This is a genomic window from Paenibacillus sp. Aloe-11, from assembly GCF_000245715.1.
GTDB classification, from domain to species: domain Bacteria; phylum Bacillota; class Bacilli; order Paenibacillales; family Paenibacillaceae; genus Paenibacillus; species Paenibacillus kribbensis.
Genome location: NZ_JH601052.1, coordinates 166,292 through 181,511 on the forward strand (window position 1 = coordinate 166,292; position 15,220 = coordinate 181,511).

The window sequence follows — 15,220 nt, forward strand, 5'->3', positions numbered from 1 at the left end:
CGGATGAGGACGCGATACCTTTTAACGGATTATGTTATGTGCAGAAAAACGGGGTTCCGCTCATTGATCCATGGGTACAGCAATTCGGAGTAGAGGAATGGACTCGCCGGGTGCTGGAGGCGACCATATCGCCGCTTATTCATATGTTGTATGCGCATGGGATCGGTATGGAATCTCACGGTCAGAATATTATTTTGATTCATCGAAACGGACAACCAACGCGGGTGGCACTTAAAGATTTTCATGATGGCGTCCGGTTTTCCGTGAACCATCTGACGGAGCCGGATCAATGTCCACATCTTCATCCTGAGCCGCCAAGTCATGCCCGCATTAACCGCAATTCGTTTATTAAAACGAGTAATCCGGAGGATGTGCGTGATTTTACTTACGATGCTTTTTTCTTTATTGCAGCCGCCGAGCTGGCGATGTTTCTTACCGAGCATTATCAACTGGACGAGCAGCGATTTTGGCAGATGTCTGCGCAGGTCATTCATGATTATCAGCGCCAGCATCCTCAGCATGAGGAGCGTTTCCGCCTGTTTGACTTGTTCGCCCCAACCGTGCAGATTGAAGAACTGATGAAAAGACGTCTGCTCGGGGATGAGGATCTTCACTTCAAGCCAGGGATCAATCCGTTGTATGCACACCGGGAGCCCCAATGCTAACGATCAATCGGCTTCAGGAGAAGCTGCGGAAAGGGCAGGAGGTATTCGGGCTGATTGCCTCCATCCCGGCGGCGCTTACGGTCGAAATGATCGGACATGCCGGATATGACTTTGTCATCATTGATATGGAGCATGTCATGATTAATCCCGAAACCGTAGAGCATATGATCCGTGCTGCGGAAGCCGCACAAATCACGCCCTTGGTGCGTGTGCCCGAGGTCGATGCCAAGGTCATATTGCGGGTGCTGGACAGCGGAGCACAGGGGATCGTCGTTCCGCATGTGGAGAGCAGGGAGCAGATGGAGGAGCTGGTGCAGGCTGCAAAATATAGCCCGGAGGGCAAGCGAAGCCTGAACAGTGGCAGACCTGTTGCATTTGGCAAAGGAAGTTTGGTGGATTACATGAAGCAGGCCAATGATCAGATCATGCTGGTGCCGATGATTGAGAGCGAACTGGGCGTGGAACGTATTGCAGATATTTTATCCGTACCAGGCCTTGGCATGGTGCTGGAAGGAGCCGCAGATTTATCGCAATCATACGGTGTGCCATGGCAGACCGATGCGGCGATTGTGCAGGAGGGTCTACAGCGGGTCTTTGAAGCTTCACGGGAAGCGAAGGTTCCATACTGTGCCATTCCGCGAAAGGCTGGAGAATACGGTGCATGGATAGAACAAGGGGTTCATGCCTTCGTGCTGGGGGATGAGCGGGGAATTGCTTTTCGTGCCCTGCAAGCAAGAAGGTCTGACCTATACTAGTTCTCAACATAAAGGAGGATGAACATGAGTCAGCTTGTTACAGCATGGTCTGGAGGGCAGGTCGTTTCGTATGTGGAAAAGCTTATCCAGCAAAAGCAGGAACGAGAGCAGCAACCCGTATGCGCCTATATCTATGACCTGGGGGCACTGAGGGAACGGGCACAACGTTGTGTAAGTAGCTTGCCTGATGATTGCAGTTTGTTTTACGCGGTCAAAGCCAATCCCGATCCTCAGTTGATCGCCAGTCTGCTTCCCATTGTGAAGGGCTTTGAAGCGGCATCGATTGGAGAAATTCGTACCATCCGTGAGGTATCAGCCGACGTGCCGATTATATTTGGCGGTCCGGGGAAAAAGGACGCTGAAATTCAGGAAGCGCTGGAGCGTAATGTGATGCTGATTCATGCCGAAAGTTTGCATGAGCTGCAGCGTATCGGCTGGATTGCAGAACGCAGACAGCAGCGCGTAGCTATTTTGCTGCGTGTTAATTTGCGACGTGCTTTGCCAGAGGCGAGCATTACGATGTCCGGTCGGGCCACTCAATTCGGCATTGACGAAATTCAAGTGCCGGAAGCAATCCGACTTGTTCAAAGCCTGCCGTTTGTACAGCTGGAGGGTTTTCATATGCATTCCCTGTCCAACAATCTGGATGCCTGGCTGCACGCCCGCATGGTTGCTACGTATTTGCAATGCGTGCAGGGCTGGATTCAGGAGCATTCCCTGTCCATCCGCTATCTGAATGCAGGCGGCGGCTTCGGCATTTCGTATACCGATCTGGAGCGCAGGTTCGAATGGAATGATTTTATAGAGGAATTGCAGCAAGTATTGGAGGACTATCGTATCCCCGGCATCCAGCTGATTTTTGAATCCGGGCGCTACATCGTGGCGCACTGCGGGTATTACGCCGCAGAAGTGATCGATCTCAAAACAAATCATGATCAGCATTACGCCATTATTCGCGGGGGAACCCACCACTTTCGTTTGCCGGTGTCGTGGCAGCATAATCAGCCGTTTGAGGTAATTGCTGTTGACGATTGGCCATATCCATTTCCGCGAACAGAGCGGCGACAGACAGCGGTGACGATTGCAGGAGAGCTCTGTACCCCCAAGGATGTGCTTGCACACGAGGTGCACGTAGAGCATTTGCGGATCGGAGACGTTCTGCTGTTCCATATTGCCGGAGCCTACGGCTGGACGATTTCGCATCACGACTTCCTCAGCCATCCCCATCCGCATTTCTACTATATAAACCACACTTGAGAGTTACCTTTAGTGCCACTGCGCAGACAGATGGTGCTTCCCATCTAACATAAAGAAGGAGGAATGAATCTGTATGAAGTCCACATTAAACACGAACCTGGTGCTTTCATCCGAAGAAGCAACGCGTCTGCACAGACAAAAACAGGCTGAAAGCCAGGTTATGCAGGATCTTGTAAATACACTGCTGGCGGAAGGATTTTGGGAGCATGCCGATGTTGAACTGTTGTCTATCCCGCAATGGCAAAACGACTTTACTAGCATTCAGCCTGAATTAGGTGACTTGTTTTCTTTTAGGGAGAATGAAGCTGCTGACTCCAATAGGGATACGGCTGCAAATAGCGGTCCGATTAGCCTTTACCGCTGGTGGGTGGATCGGGAGCAGCAGCACAGTATCTTATTCCCTGTACACGCTGCGGTGGTTCAGCCCTATCGCTACCTGCGGTCAGGTGGTGTGTGCGAAATTCAGCGGCAGCCAGAGGGAGAAGAATTCCATGCCAAATGGCTTCACCCGGTGACGCTGATGCAGCGTGTAATTGAGGAATGTCTGGACGAGGAATATCGCCGTCAGGAAGGAGTGGGGAGGTTTGTCCAGCTACTGGAGCAGACTATCCAGCAAACTGCATGGTCGCTGGATAGTGGGCTGGGGGATGACAATATCCTGGGAATATCGCCCACTGAGGCTTTTCAACGCCTGGAACAGCATTCCTCGTTGCGTGATCGTCCTTTTCACCCCGTATCCAAGGCTAAAACAGGCTTGAACGAGCAGGACTATCGAAAATATATCGCTGAATTTGGACAGGATATCACGCTAAGCTGGGTAGCACTTCGCAAGGACGCGATTATGACCGGAGCGGGCATCACACAGGGGCCTCATTTTGCGGACACAGAAACAGAAGCACCAGCAGCCGAAGCTGAAGCGGACATGCAACGTTCATATGCTGGACAGCAGCCTGACGATCTTCTTCTGTCCAGCTCCGAACGTCAGCTGGTTGAGCAGGAAATGCAGGAACGCGGACTGTCTGCGGATTATATCGCGATACCTGTTCATCCGTGGCAGCTCACGCATATACTGCCCCAACATCTGCACGCCGAGCAGGCAGACAAAGTGTGGATTCCGCTGGATGTAAAGGCTGGAGCCTTTCAGGCGACCTCGTCTGTACGCTCCTTGTCTCCGAAGGATGGTGGTCCCAATTATGTGAAGCTGCCCTTGAGCGTATTTTCACTGGGGGCATCCCGCTATCTGCCTGCTGTGAAGCTGATTAACGGGGATCGCGGACAAGCCTTATTGCAGCAGGCCAAAGCACGTGACCCGCAGCTTCAGGAGCGATTGTTTTTATGCGATGAAGGCTCCTGGTGGGCTTATATGCCGCAAAACGGCAGCCTGTATGATGATCCGCCCCGGCACTTGGCGGCGATGGCCCGGATGTATCCGCACGAATTAATCCATGATCCTGCCGTGCGCCTCATTCCTATGTCTGCATTGGCTGCAAGGCAGCATCATTTTTTCCGGGAATGGGCTGCTGAACGTAGACTTCCTGAGACGGCAGCTTCGGTAAAACAACTATTCGGTGAAGTCTGCCTGACATTTTTTGAAATCATGCTGCGACTGTACCGCATCGGGCTCATGCCTGAGATCCATGGGCAAAACTGTGTGCTGGTTTGGAAAAACGGAAAGATCGAACACATTTTGCTACGTGACCATGACTCTGTGCGTCTGCATCTACCCTGGCTGACAGAGCATGGGATTGCCGATCCTGAATATCAAATCCGCCCCGGCTATTCCAACAGCCTGTACAATGAAACACCAAAGAAATTGCTATTCTATTTGCAAACGCTGGGCATTCAAGTTAATTTGTACGCGATTATAGATACACTTTCAGATATTTATGGCATAGACGAACCGTCTCTGTGGTCTGTATTAAGGCAACAATTGGAGAACGCTATCCACCGCGTGCCCTTCAAGGCTGACGTTCGCCGGGAAATCAAGCAAATTGTATTTGAAAATCCGGAGTGGCCGCTCAAGCTGCTGGTGAAACCTTTGCTGGAGCAATCTGGTGTACCTGGCAGTATGCCGTCTGGTCAAAGCCGTATACAGAACCCGTTTTATCATTTGAATATTGCCTATGCCCAAAATGTAAATCCTTTATAAGCTTGAGCGCAATTCCATTTTGCAAAATCCGACCCAGTCTATATATAATGAAAAGAGTTCTCATAACATGGAGAATAATGATCAATATATAGAAAGGCTGGGAGCCATGAATACGCAGGATCAATCCTTTACTTCATTTCTTTATAAACTGCAAGATATTCAGCATGTGTGCTCTGGCCGATCTTTCTCCCGGCAAGAAACGTCTTTTCATACGTTGTTATTATTCAATGAAGGGGAAGGGGATATCGTCATTGATGGAATGACGTATCCTCTTTACCGCCAAAAGGGCTTTATGCTCGCTCCTGGCGCAGTCATGAAGCTCCATCTGTTGTCCGGCGCTCCGGCAGATTATTATGTCATCCGTTTTCTGGCATTACAGCCGTCGGGGGAGCTGGACTGCTACATACCTGCAGAGGCCATCGGACCACAAGAATGGAACATTCCCCACTTCCGTTTTGTGATGGACAGAGTCGAGGAAATCAAGAAGAAGCATCATTGTGATCGTATATGGGACCAAATGAAGGCCAATATTTTATTTCAGGAAATGCTGATGTCATTGTTTCAGCATGCGAGCCGGGATCAGAAGCCGGACGTGCAGCAGGCGGTGACCTTGACGCTCCACTACATGGAGCAGCATTACGCTTCCGATATTACGCGGGACAAGCTGGCAGAGCTGGCAGGAATGAGTGCCGATTATTATTCGCGTATGTTCAAAAAAATGATCGGCAAAAGCCCAATGGAATATTTGACAGACATTCGTATGAATCACGCGAAGCAAGCGCTGGTGCTCACTCGTGATTCTTTTCGCACAATTGCTCACGGTGTCGGCTTTAGCGATGAGTTCTATTTTAGCCGTAAATTTAAAGCCGCTACTGGACGCTCCCCCTCAGCCTACGTCAATACGATTCGATATACGGATAAAATTGCTTCGCTCAAGCATCTGTTAACCGGACATTTGATTGCACTGGGCATAGAGCCGTATGCGGCGGTGATTAACAAGGCTTACCCTGTCACCCAAGGCTTTTGCAATACGATATCAGTAGGTGAGGTTCAGCCCGATCTGGAAAGGCTGATGTCGGCCCGGCCTGAGCTGATTTTAACCTGTGAATTCAGGGATTTTGAGAAATCAAAAAAGGAAAAAATGTATGAGCAAATTGCGCCCACCGTCACCGTACCCTTTTTCCAAAGCTGGCGTACTCATTTTCAGTCGATTGCCCGCATTGTCGGCAAGGATGCAGAAGCGGTTGAATGGTTGGAGCGCTATGAAACGAAAGCAGAACGGATTTCCCGAAAGGTCAGGCAAAAGCTCGGAGGGGAGAGCGTGCTGATCGTTGGGGTTGGGAACCAGAAAATGTGTGTGTATGGACAGCGGAATGTGGGATCGGTTTTGTATGGAGACTTGAAGCTGGCGATGCCTGCGGGGGTCGAGAATATCGCCCATTACCGGGAGGTAACGGTGAGTGAGCTGAATGAATTTGATGCAGACCGCATTCTGCTGACTTGTTATCGCCATTATGGCAACGCCTGTGAAGAACAAGCAATTCAGCAGGAGTGTCTGGCACTGTGGCGTTCCCCCGAATGGCAGCAGCTAAAGGCGGTACGGAATGGGGCCGTACACCATATGTGTGATAGCAGACACCTGTATACATGCTATACTTCGTTGTCTCACGATCTATTATTGGACAAATCGTTAGAGCTGCTGTTGTCTGATTCGTCCAAATAAAGAACGTTAACGTCCATGGTCATACTAAGACCCCTCTTTATAATTAATGATGAGAATGAATATCATTATTGGCGATCTAAATAGGGGGAAAAGAGAAATGTTTCGAGTATCAAGCAAAGGGAGTATATGGGTTGCACTCATGGTTGTATTGCTGCTTTTATCAGGCTGCGGTGCTGGAGGTGGGGGTACGAGTACGAATGCCGATGAAGCGCCAGAAGCTTCCTCAACCGACTCCGTACGCACCATCGAGCATGTCTTGGGTAAAACCGAAATTAAGGGTACACCCAAGCGGGTCGTAACGCTGTATAACGGAGCCAACGATGTTATGATCGCCTATGGCATAAAGCCTGTGGGGATTGTGGAGGCGAGTGGAACCGAGCCGGTGTATGATTATTTGAAAAAGGATCTCGAAGGGATTCCGACAGTTGGTCTGGAGACACAGCCGAATATGGAGGAAATCTATAAGCTGAAGCCGGATGTCATCATTGCAACCAAATTCCGTAACGAAGCGACGTACCAGCAATTGTCGGAAATCGCACCTACGGTCGCCGTCGATCAGCTATATGAGTGGAAAGATACAGTGAAGCTGATCGGGCAAGTGTTGAATCAGGAGGACAAGGGGGCACAATTGCTGGCGGATTGGGATCAGCGTGTAGCGGACTTTAAAAAGAAAATGGGTGATCGCCTGCCGATCAAGGCTTCCATCGTTAATTTCCGGGCAGACCATGCGCGTATTTATTATATGGGCTTCGCAGGACAGATCCTGAAGGAGCTGGGCTTCACCCGCCCTCCTGAGCAAGAAGCGGACAAATGGGGAATCAAAGTCAACAGCAAGGAAAGCATACCAGACATGAATGCAGATACGTTATTCGTGTTTAACTCGGGTAAGGATCAGGCTGCTATTGAAAAAAATTATGAGGCTTGGACAAGCCATCCTTTGTGGAAAAACCTTGATGCATACAAGAAAAAGAGCATTTTTAAGGTTAATGAAGTGAATTGGAATCTGGCCGGTGGCTATTTGAGCGCAAATCTGATGCTGAATGATCTTTATCAATTGTATGATCTGAAATTATAAATAACTATCATAAAGCAAGACGGAAATACAGCAGAGGGGTGAGGGGTCTATTTCTCTCATCCTTCTTTTGTGTTGTACATTGCTGCTGAAAGAGTGAGGATATGCAACGATGCTAACGACGATTGTGAAAAAATGGACCGGACTTGGTGTATGTCTGGTCCTGCTCGCGGGCGCCTTGTTCCTTGGCCTGCTGCTTGGCAGAACGCTGATTCCACCGCAATTGATGATATCTTCTCTACTGTATTATGATGCTCAAAATGTAGAGCATGTGCTGATACATACCGAACGTTTGCCGCGCACAATCATTGCTGCTGTTGTAGGCGCGGGCTTGGCGATGGCAGGAGCCTTCATGCAGGCACTTACTCGAAATCCGTTGGCTTCGCCGAGCACGTTCGGTATCAATGCGGGCGCTTTGTTCTTTGTCTCTATTGCTGCGGTCGTCTTTGCGGTCGAGTCCATGATGTCTCTGATGGGCTTTGCCTTGATCGGTGCAGGACTGGCGGCTGTGCTGGTATATGTCATCGGTTCATTAGGTCGGGATGGTTTGACGCCGATCAAGATTGTATTGTCTGGCTCTGCCATTCACGCCTTGTTTATGTCGATGATCCAGATTATTTTGGTGATGAATGAAACGGGGATGCAAAATGTGTTGTTCTGGATGGCTGGCTCTGTCAGCGGACGTTCGCTGGAGATGCTGCAGCCTTTATTTCCTTTTATGCTGGTGGCGGGGATCTCGGCGATGTTGATGGGTAGAGCGGTGAATCTGCTCGTAACCGGGGAAGATGTAGCGAAGGGCCTGGGGCAAAATACGTTATGGGTAAAATGCGCCATGGGACTCATTATTGTGGTGCTGGCTGGATGCTCTGTTGCGATTGCGGGGGCGATTGGCTTCGTCGGTCTGATCATTCCGCATGTGGCGCGTGCTTTGGTTGGTGCGGATTACCGCTGGATTACCCCTTTTTCGGCGGTATTGGGTGCTTTGCTATTGGTGTCGGCCGATACTGCCGCCAGAGTGCTGATTTCACCACAGGAAATTCCGATTGGTGTGATTACGGCTTTGATCGGGGTTCCCTTTTTCATCTACATTGCCCGTAAAGGAGGGGCGTGGAAATGAAGCGTATGAAGGTGAAGCATGGTAACGGTGCAGGTAGGTTGAACAAGAAGCGTTATGTGACGCTGCGAAGCAGGAACGGCCAATTTCATATCCAGTTGGAAAAGAAAGCGTTATGGATGATGGGTGGATTGGCCTTGGTGCTTCTGGTCATAGGTGTGATCAGTGTGGGCTGGGGGGATACGTATGTACATCCTTGGGAAGTGCTTCGAGCGATATGGGGACGCAGCTCAGGCGAACATGACTTTATTTTGTACAGACTGCGGTTTCCGCGAGCGGTTACGGGAGTGCTGGTTGGCGCGGCTTTGGGCATCGCGGGAGCGGTGCTTCAGGGCATTATTCGCAATCCGCTGGCATCTCCGGATATCCTGGGCATTACAGGCGGGGCATCTGCTGCTGCAGTGACGTTCATTGCTTATGGAGGAGCTGTTTTGAGCTTCCAATGGCTGCCTGTAGCGGCTGTAGCTGGCGCACTGGTCGTATCGCTGCTAGTGTACGTGTTGGCCTGGAAGGACGGCGTAACACCCATCCGGCTGGTGCTGGTGGGGATTGGTTTGGCTTCTGCCATGAGTTCGGTTACGACGCTGATGTTGGTTATGAGCTCGTCCTTTACAGCCGGCAAGGCTTATATCTGGCTGACGGGCAGCGTGTATGGAGCGTCGTGGAGCAACGTATATACGATGTTGATCGCCATTGGAGTCTGTACACCTCTGGTTCTCTATTTTGCACGCAGCCTCAACACACAGGAGCTGGGGGATGATGTAGCCACCGGGCTGGGCGTAGAGGTGCAGCGGCACCGTGTGATACTGCTGCTGCTCAGTGTAATTCTCGCCGGAACTGCGGTAGCAGTCGCGGGAGCGATTGGCTTTGTCGGATTAATTGCGCCACATATTGCACGTCGATTGGTAGGCCGCTCTATGGGCGGACTGACGCTGGTGTCAGCACTGGTAGGGGGATTGCTGGTGTATCTCGCTGATTTGCTGGCCCGCACGGCCTTTTATCCTATTGATGTTCCCGCAGGTATTTTTACAGCTGGCGTAGGGGCACCGTTTTTTCTGTATTTGCTGCTTCAGCGACGGAATCGGCATTAAGGACTGAAATAGAATGACTTCACGATATGGGAGGGAAGCTGCATGGGTTTAGAGATGAAGGACCTGATGATTAACTATGGGGCAGATCCGGTTATTCAAGAGCTGGACCTGCAAATCCCGGAGGGAAAGATTACGGTGCTGGTAGGCAGTAATGGCTGTGGAAAATCGACGATTTTACGTGCTATGGCGCGGCTGTTAAAGCCTGCAACAGGAGCGGTGCTGCTGGATGGGCAGGCGATTGCTGAGCTCCCCTCCAAGCAAATTGCCAAAAGGCTGTCCATTTTGCCGCAGGGACCCTCGGCCCCGGAAGGGCTAACGGTATATCAGTTGGTCAAGCAGGGCAGATATCCGCATCAGAGCTGGCTCAAACAGTGGTCGGTAGAGGATGAGGAGCAGGTGCAAAACGCGCTGCGGGCAACGCAATTGGAGGCCTTCGCGGACCGTCCGGTGGATTCTTTATCCGGTGGACAGCGTCAGCGTGCATGGATTTCCATGACTTTGGCGCAGGGGACGGACATGATTTTATTGGATGAACCGACGACTTATTTGGACATGACACATCAAATTGAGATTCTGGACCTGCTGTTTGATCTGAATGAACGCGAAGGACGGACCATTGTTATGGTGCTGCATGATCTGAATTTGGCCTGCCGTTATGCGCACCATATGGTTGCAGTACATGATAAGCGTATTTATACGCAGGGAAAGCCGGAAGAAATCATGACCTCAGAGACGGTGGAGACTGTATTCCAACTGCGCTGTCAAGTCATTCCTGATCCGTTGTACGGGACTCCGATGTTTATTCCGCATGGAAAGGGGAGGAAGATAGATGCCGTACGGCAAAACGTCTTCGTTTGAGCCTGCGGAATGGTCGTATCTCACGGACAAACTGCGAATCAGCAGCGATGCACAAGCACCCACTGGCCGATACGATCTACCCGCTGCAGATCTGCTTGATGCATCTGCATGTACCATCTATCTGGACCGCCTGTCGGAACTGCATGGTTTTTCTTCACGTAAGGTGACGGCCTCTGCCTTGGCGAAACGGTACGGTTTTCTGATCGTATCCCCGGCTCTGTATGCGATGTCTGTATATAACAAGACGTTGGGAGTCGGGATTGCCGATTGTACGATTCGTTCTGATTTTGTCAAGGATACGTGGCTTCCAAGGCTGCATTTGAACAGACTGCGGGTTAGTGAATATAACAAACATACGGAATATGGTGGTGAAACGGAACATGGGGACAGGGACAATGGTGATGCGGACCAGCATCGGCGTCATGCTTGGCGTGATTACGTCATCGGGCAGGTATTTGCAGAGCATTTGGCCCCGATATGGCGCTCGGTTTCTGCTGTTGCTTCCATTCCGAGAACGGTGTTATGGGAAAACACCGCCATCTATGTCTATGCGCTGTATGAGAACCGCATCCGGCAGGAGCTGAATGGCGGGGATCGGTTGCGGATAGAAGAGGATTTTAAATACTTGATCTGTGAAGCACCGGCTTATTTATTTGGTGAACGACACAACCCGCTGGCTCGGTATGCGGGTTCTGCTCGTACACAGCGTACCCCGATGATCTCTGTATCCACCACATCTATGGACACGGTGCAAGCAGTACGTGTGCGAAAAACCTGCTGTTATTTTTATCAGATGAAGGACAAGGGTAGCTATTGCCCTACCTGTCCCAAAATACATGGTACGAGCTAAGCAGGAACTATGATCCCAAAAGGAGATGACTTGCATGTTTCGGATTCAACCTCGTGTCGAGGGTGTAACGAAGGAGTTACTGGAGCTTTATCAGCATGTTAGTGCTTCCACGATAGGGCATTTTACGGATTTTGGATGTATGCAGGGAGCGCAGCCATTGTTCCGTCCTATTCGTTTGTTGGGGAATGCGGTTACAGTGAGGCTTCCCCATCTGGATTCCACCGCGATCCGTCATGCACTGGAATTGGCACAAGCGGGTGATGTGCTGGTCGTCGATATGTCTGGAGACGATGCCAGAGCCTGCTGGGGGGAATTCAGAGCCTATGTAGCGATGAAAAAACAACTGGCGGGGGTGATTGTTTCCGGCTGTGTCACGGATGTTAGCGTGCTGAACCAACTGCAATTTCCCGTCTTTTCAAAAGGGATTAGCGCCTTGACTACACGCACACTGGAACTGGAAGGGGAGGTGAATACACCGATAAGCCTGTTTGGAGTCAGTGTACATCCGGGTGACCTCGTATTGGGCGATGACGATGGCGTTTTTGTGTTGAAACCGGAGGCAGCATGGGAGCTGGGGGTAAAAGCAGTGGAAAAACAGCGCAAGGAGGAGCTTACCCGCCAGCAGTACGGATACAATCAGCTTTTGAACGCACGGCTGAAAAGGTAAACATTTCACGGCTTGGTGCCGACCGCAAGCATATGTGGGCTCATACCGATGATGGATTCCTGCTCTTCCACCTGCCGTGCAATAGCCAACAAACGTCTGCGATGGTCTGGGACCGTCCACTTTTCTTTAAAACCGGGAGCAATCCAGACAGGTCCCTCTACTCCGAAAATACGAGGCTCCTGCAATGCAGCCGCTTGCCAGTCGGCTCGCAAGGCAGCAGGTGTATGAAAGTAGGAGCGAGCGATAAAAGAGGGATACGCGGAAGGGCGTACATGCTGGCCATTCGTCAGCTCTTGTCTAACCATGTCCATGAACACGTCTTCTTCGACAATGGTATTGTGGTCACCGTATACAGATAATCCCCAAAGCAGCGAGCCAAACCTGGATATAGCTGAAGTGATCAGCGTCCCCCCCTTTTTTAAGACACGTGCTGCTTCTTGCAGTGCTTTTATTCGTTCATGCTGCTCCGTCAAATGATATAAAGGGCCCATTAATAGAACGATGTCTGCGCTTTCATCTTCACGGTGCACATTCCTGGCATCTGCGGTTTCGAGCTTGCTGATTACGGGTTTGCTCCGTTGTTGCTGACGAGCGAATTCAATGGCTTGGGGGGACAGATCAAACAAATGAACTTCATGCCCCAATTCCGCCAGCCAAAAGGAGTAAACCCCTACTCCGCCACCAATATCATAAATGACTTGAGACGAATGGCTGACATAACGCGAAATGATTTCTTTCGATCGTTCCAGCTCTATTTTTCCAATTCCCCGTTCCAACCTGCCTATTTCCGCGCCACCATCGTAATAAGTCAGAATTTCTTGCTCATCTTTTTCAAACATAGTACACCTCACCCAAAAGTTCGTCATTCACGACTTGAACCCTACAAATATAAGTTGCATATATTATCAAGCAAGTTGGTCCATAAGCTTTGAGTTTGAAAGGGGAAGAGCACGTGATAATCCATGTATATGCTTTATGCTGGAATGAAGAAAAGATGCTCCCGTTTTTTTTCAAGCACTATGATAATATAGCGGATCAATACTATATTTTCGATAATGGCTCAACTGATAATTCTGTATCCATGTTAAGGGAAAATCCCAAAGTTGTTATAGATAGATTCGAAATAGAAGGTAATTCTCTCGTGAAATCAGCACAAGATAAATTCAATCAATTTTGGAAAGGAAGCAGAGGAAAGGCAGACTGGGTTATTATCTGTGACGCAGATGAACATTTCTATCACCCTGACCTTAGAACATATCTGCAAGAATGCACCTCTAAAGGAATAACCTTGATTGTCCCTGATGGTTATGAGATGGTTTCCGATTTTTTTCCAAGTAGCGATCAACCATTACATGAAACGGTAACGAATGGTGTGAGAAGTCAAACGTACGATAAGCCTCAAATCTTTAATCCAAACGCGATTCAAGAAATAAATTTCAGTCCTGGCAGGCATACTGCTTCACCTACAGGGGACGTTGTAAAGCCATCCAATAATGATGTTTTATTGCTACATTATAAATACCTGGGATTTGACTATATAAATTCACGTTTCCCGGCTTTAAAACAAGGGCTGCGAGAAGGGGACAAAGCAAATAGATGGGGATTTCATTATTTATGGGATGAAAAACAAAGGTTGGAACAATTCGAGGAATTAAAAAATAAATCTGTTAGAGTGTTGTAGATCTACAAGGATAAGGGCACCTTTTTTCTCAGGGGGCCTTTATCCTTTTTATTTTTAATAGGCAAACAAACAATCATATGCAACAAATTATTAATATGATACATGGAGCTACATAATCCCTATTCTGATCAATATATATAGTATTTTTATATAATATGGATTTGTAGTTGATAAATAGGAAAGGGGGATCAACTTAATGGCAGTATTATCAACTGGACCTATTGAGAATAGTCCTGTTAGTGGGATCAGGCCTATCCAGCAGGTTACCGTTAAAATAATTAACCGCGATTTAGTCAATTCTTCAACTATTTTAATTCAGGGATACATTTTAAATGGTTTACGAACATTGTATGTACTAGAACAAATAGCTTTAGCCCCCAATGCAGTTATTACAAAAAATTATCTAGCGGACTTCGACGCATATGAATTCGTTTTTACCACAAGTGGTTTAGCAGAAGAAAATACTGATATTTCAGTTTGGGGAAGAAACGGGAGTGGTGAAATCATTGATGTTCAGCGCATTGTTGCGGATGAGCAACTAAATTCTTAAAACTCAACATATGTATAGAGATAGAACCACAATCGCAGCAAATGGTTGAAACATAAAATAGAGGGAACAGGATCTTGAGAAAGATTTTTTGTTCACAAAAAAAGCTTATTTTTACTAGAGAGGAGGGAGTACCTAATGGCAGTATTATCAACTGGACCGATTGCAAATGATCCTGTTCTAGGAGTCAGACCCACCCAACTGGTCACAGTAAAAATAGATAACCGAAATTCTGTCAATTCTTCTATTGTTTTGATAGAGGGTTTTATTTTAAACGGCAGCAGAACATTATATGTACAACAACTAGTGTCAGTGGGACCCAATGTGGTTTTAACTAGGAATTTCTTTGCAGGTTTCGACGCATTTGAATTCGTTTTTACCACAAGCGGGCCAGCAGAGAATGAAACTCAAATTTCTGTTTGGGGTAAAGATACATCGGGGCAATTAGTACCTGCCCATCGGTTAGTATCTGATGAACTTTTAGGAACCGGTCGAGGCGACCGAGGACCTCAGGGCGTACAAGGCGTTCAAGGGCCTCAAGGAGTTCAAGGAGCCCAAGGTGACCAAGGACCTCAGGGTGTTCAAGGAGTCCAAGGCGCTCAAGGACCTCAGGGTGTTCAAGGCGTCCAAGGTGACCAAGGACCTCAAGGAGTTCAGGGAGCCCAAGGCGACCAAGGACCTCAAGGAGTTCAAGGAGCCCAAGGTGACCAAGGACCTCAGGGAGTTCAAGGAGTCCAAGGCGTACAAGGCGCTCAAGGACCTCAGGGTGTTCAAGGCGTCCAAGGTGACCA

15 protein-coding genes are annotated in these 15,220 nt (G+C 49.0%); 14 read left to right on the plus strand and 1 reads right to left on the minus strand.

Translation table 11 applies throughout. The annotated features are described in order from the left end of the window. From WG8_RS28340 to WG8_RS11285, 11 genes are all read left to right on the plus strand, one after another. Positions 1-665: IucA/IucC family C-terminal-domain containing protein (locus WG8_RS28340; RefSeq protein ID WP_007430298.1), on the plus strand; the 665-nt coding region annotated here is incomplete at its 5' end. Next, entirely contained in the window at positions 659-1,420 is a 762-nt protein-coding gene (locus tag WG8_RS11240) for an HpcH/HpaI aldolase family protein (protein WP_007430299.1), read from the plus strand. The genes WG8_RS28340 and WG8_RS11240, both read left to right, overlap by 7 nt. Before the next feature lie 24 nt (positions 1,421-1,444). Beyond that, on the plus strand, positions 1,445-2,677 hold the full coding sequence (locus WG8_RS11245) for a type III PLP-dependent enzyme (RefSeq protein ID WP_007430300.1): 1,233 nt from the start codon (positions 1,445-1,447) through the stop codon (positions 2,675-2,677). A 73-nt stretch (positions 2,678-2,750) separates the two neighbouring features. Continuing rightward, positions 2,751-4,826, plus strand: coding sequence for an IucA/IucC family protein (locus WG8_RS11250; RefSeq protein ID WP_007430301.1), 2,076 nt, complete (start codon positions 2,751-2,753; stop codon positions 4,824-4,826). Positions 4,827-4,893: 67 nt separating this feature from the next. Beyond that, a complete protein-coding gene (locus WG8_RS11255; protein WP_007430302.1) occupies positions 4,894-6,549 on the plus strand; it encodes an AraC family transcriptional regulator in 1,656 nt (551 codons plus the stop codon). Between the two features lie 97 nt (positions 6,550-6,646). Continuing rightward, a complete protein-coding gene (locus tag WG8_RS11260) occupies positions 6,647-7,624 on the plus strand; it encodes an ABC transporter substrate-binding protein (protein WP_007430303.1) in 978 nt (325 codons plus the stop codon). Positions 7,625-7,733: 109 nt separating this feature from the next. Beyond that, a complete protein-coding gene (locus tag WG8_RS11265) occupies positions 7,734-8,738 on the plus strand; it encodes a FecCD family ABC transporter permease (protein ID WP_007430304.1) in 1,005 nt (334 codons plus the stop codon). Next, positions 8,735-9,826: a FecCD family ABC transporter permease gene (locus WG8_RS11270; RefSeq protein ID WP_007430305.1), complete on the plus strand. Its 1,092-nt coding sequence runs from the start codon at positions 8,735-8,737 to the stop codon at positions 9,824-9,826. Before WG8_RS11265 ends, WG8_RS11270 begins: the two co-directional genes overlap by 4 nt. A gap of 42 nt (positions 9,827-9,868) precedes the next feature. Beyond that, on the plus strand, positions 9,869-10,684 hold the full coding sequence (locus tag WG8_RS11275; RefSeq protein ID WP_007430306.1) for an ABC transporter ATP-binding protein: 816 nt from the start codon (positions 9,869-9,871) through the stop codon (positions 10,682-10,684). Beyond that, positions 10,656-11,534, plus strand: a complete 879-nt coding sequence (locus tag WG8_RS11280) for an IucA/IucC family C-terminal-domain containing protein (RefSeq protein WP_007430307.1) — start codon at positions 10,656-10,658, stop codon at positions 11,532-11,534. The genes WG8_RS11275 and WG8_RS11280 overlap by 29 nt, the downstream gene beginning before the upstream one ends. Positions 11,535-11,568: 34 nt before the next feature. Next, positions 11,569-12,201, plus strand: a complete 633-nt coding sequence (locus WG8_RS11285) for an RraA family protein (RefSeq protein WP_007430308.1) — start codon at positions 11,569-11,571, stop codon at positions 12,199-12,201. A gap of 5 nt (positions 12,202-12,206) precedes the next feature. On the opposite strand, the gene WG8_RS11290 is transcribed toward WG8_RS11285, so the two are convergent. Further along, a complete protein-coding gene (locus WG8_RS11290) occupies positions 12,207-13,040 on the minus strand; it encodes a class I SAM-dependent methyltransferase (RefSeq protein ID WP_007430309.1) in 834 nt (277 codons plus the stop codon). A 113-nt stretch (positions 13,041-13,153) separates the two neighbouring features. On the opposite strand from WG8_RS11290, the gene WG8_RS11295 reads away from it, so the two are divergent. The 3 genes from WG8_RS11295 to WG8_RS28345 form a co-directional block, all read left to right on the plus strand. Beyond that, entirely contained in the window at positions 13,154-13,882 is a 729-nt protein-coding gene (locus tag WG8_RS11295) for a glycosyltransferase family 2 protein (protein WP_043890972.1), read from the plus strand. 196 nt (positions 13,883-14,078) lie between these two features. After that, complete coding sequence (locus tag WG8_RS11300) at positions 14,079-14,432, plus strand: hypothetical protein (RefSeq protein WP_007430310.1); 354 nt, start codon at positions 14,079-14,081, stop codon at positions 14,430-14,432. A 556-nt stretch (positions 14,433-14,988) separates the two neighbouring features. Then, a partial coding sequence (locus WG8_RS28345; protein WP_232289085.1) for a hypothetical protein occupies positions 14,989-15,220 on the plus strand: 232 nt, incomplete at its 3' end.

Excerpts from the sequence above, each read along its gene's own strand:
- WG8_RS11240 (WP_007430299.1), top strand. The coding sequence starts at position 659 with ATGCTAACGATCAATCGGCTTCAGGAGAAGCTGCGGAAAGGGCAGGAG.
- WG8_RS11245 (WP_007430300.1), top strand. The coding sequence starts at position 1,445 with ATGAGTCAGCTTGTTACAGCATGGTCTGGAGGGCAGGTCGTTTCGTAT.
- WG8_RS11250 (WP_007430301.1), top strand. The coding sequence starts at position 2,751 with ATGAAGTCCACATTAAACACGAACCTGGTGCTTTCATCCGAAGAAGCA.
- WG8_RS11255 (WP_007430302.1), top strand. The coding sequence starts at position 4,894 with ATGGAGAATAATGATCAATATATAGAAAGGCTGGGAGCCATGAATACG.
- WG8_RS11260 (WP_007430303.1), top strand. The coding sequence starts at position 6,647 with ATGTTTCGAGTATCAAGCAAAGGGAGTATATGGGTTGCACTCATGGTT.
- WG8_RS11265 (WP_007430304.1), top strand. The coding sequence starts at position 7,734 with ATGCTAACGACGATTGTGAAAAAATGGACCGGACTTGGTGTATGTCTG.
- WG8_RS11270 (WP_007430305.1), top strand. The coding sequence starts at position 8,735 with ATGAAGCGTATGAAGGTGAAGCATGGTAACGGTGCAGGTAGGTTGAAC.
- WG8_RS11275 (WP_007430306.1), top strand. The coding sequence starts at position 9,869 with ATGGGTTTAGAGATGAAGGACCTGATGATTAACTATGGGGCAGATCCG.
- WG8_RS11280 (WP_007430307.1), top strand. The coding sequence starts at position 10,656 with ATGCCGTACGGCAAAACGTCTTCGTTTGAGCCTGCGGAATGGTCGTAT.
- WG8_RS11285 (WP_007430308.1), top strand. The coding sequence starts at position 11,569 with ATGTTTCGGATTCAACCTCGTGTCGAGGGTGTAACGAAGGAGTTACTG.
- WG8_RS11290 (WP_007430309.1), bottom strand. The coding sequence starts at position 13,040 with ATGTTTGAAAAAGATGAGCAAGAAATTCTGACTTATTACGATGGTGGC.
- WG8_RS11300 (WP_007430310.1), top strand. The coding sequence starts at position 14,079 with ATGGCAGTATTATCAACTGGACCTATTGAGAATAGTCCTGTTAGTGGG.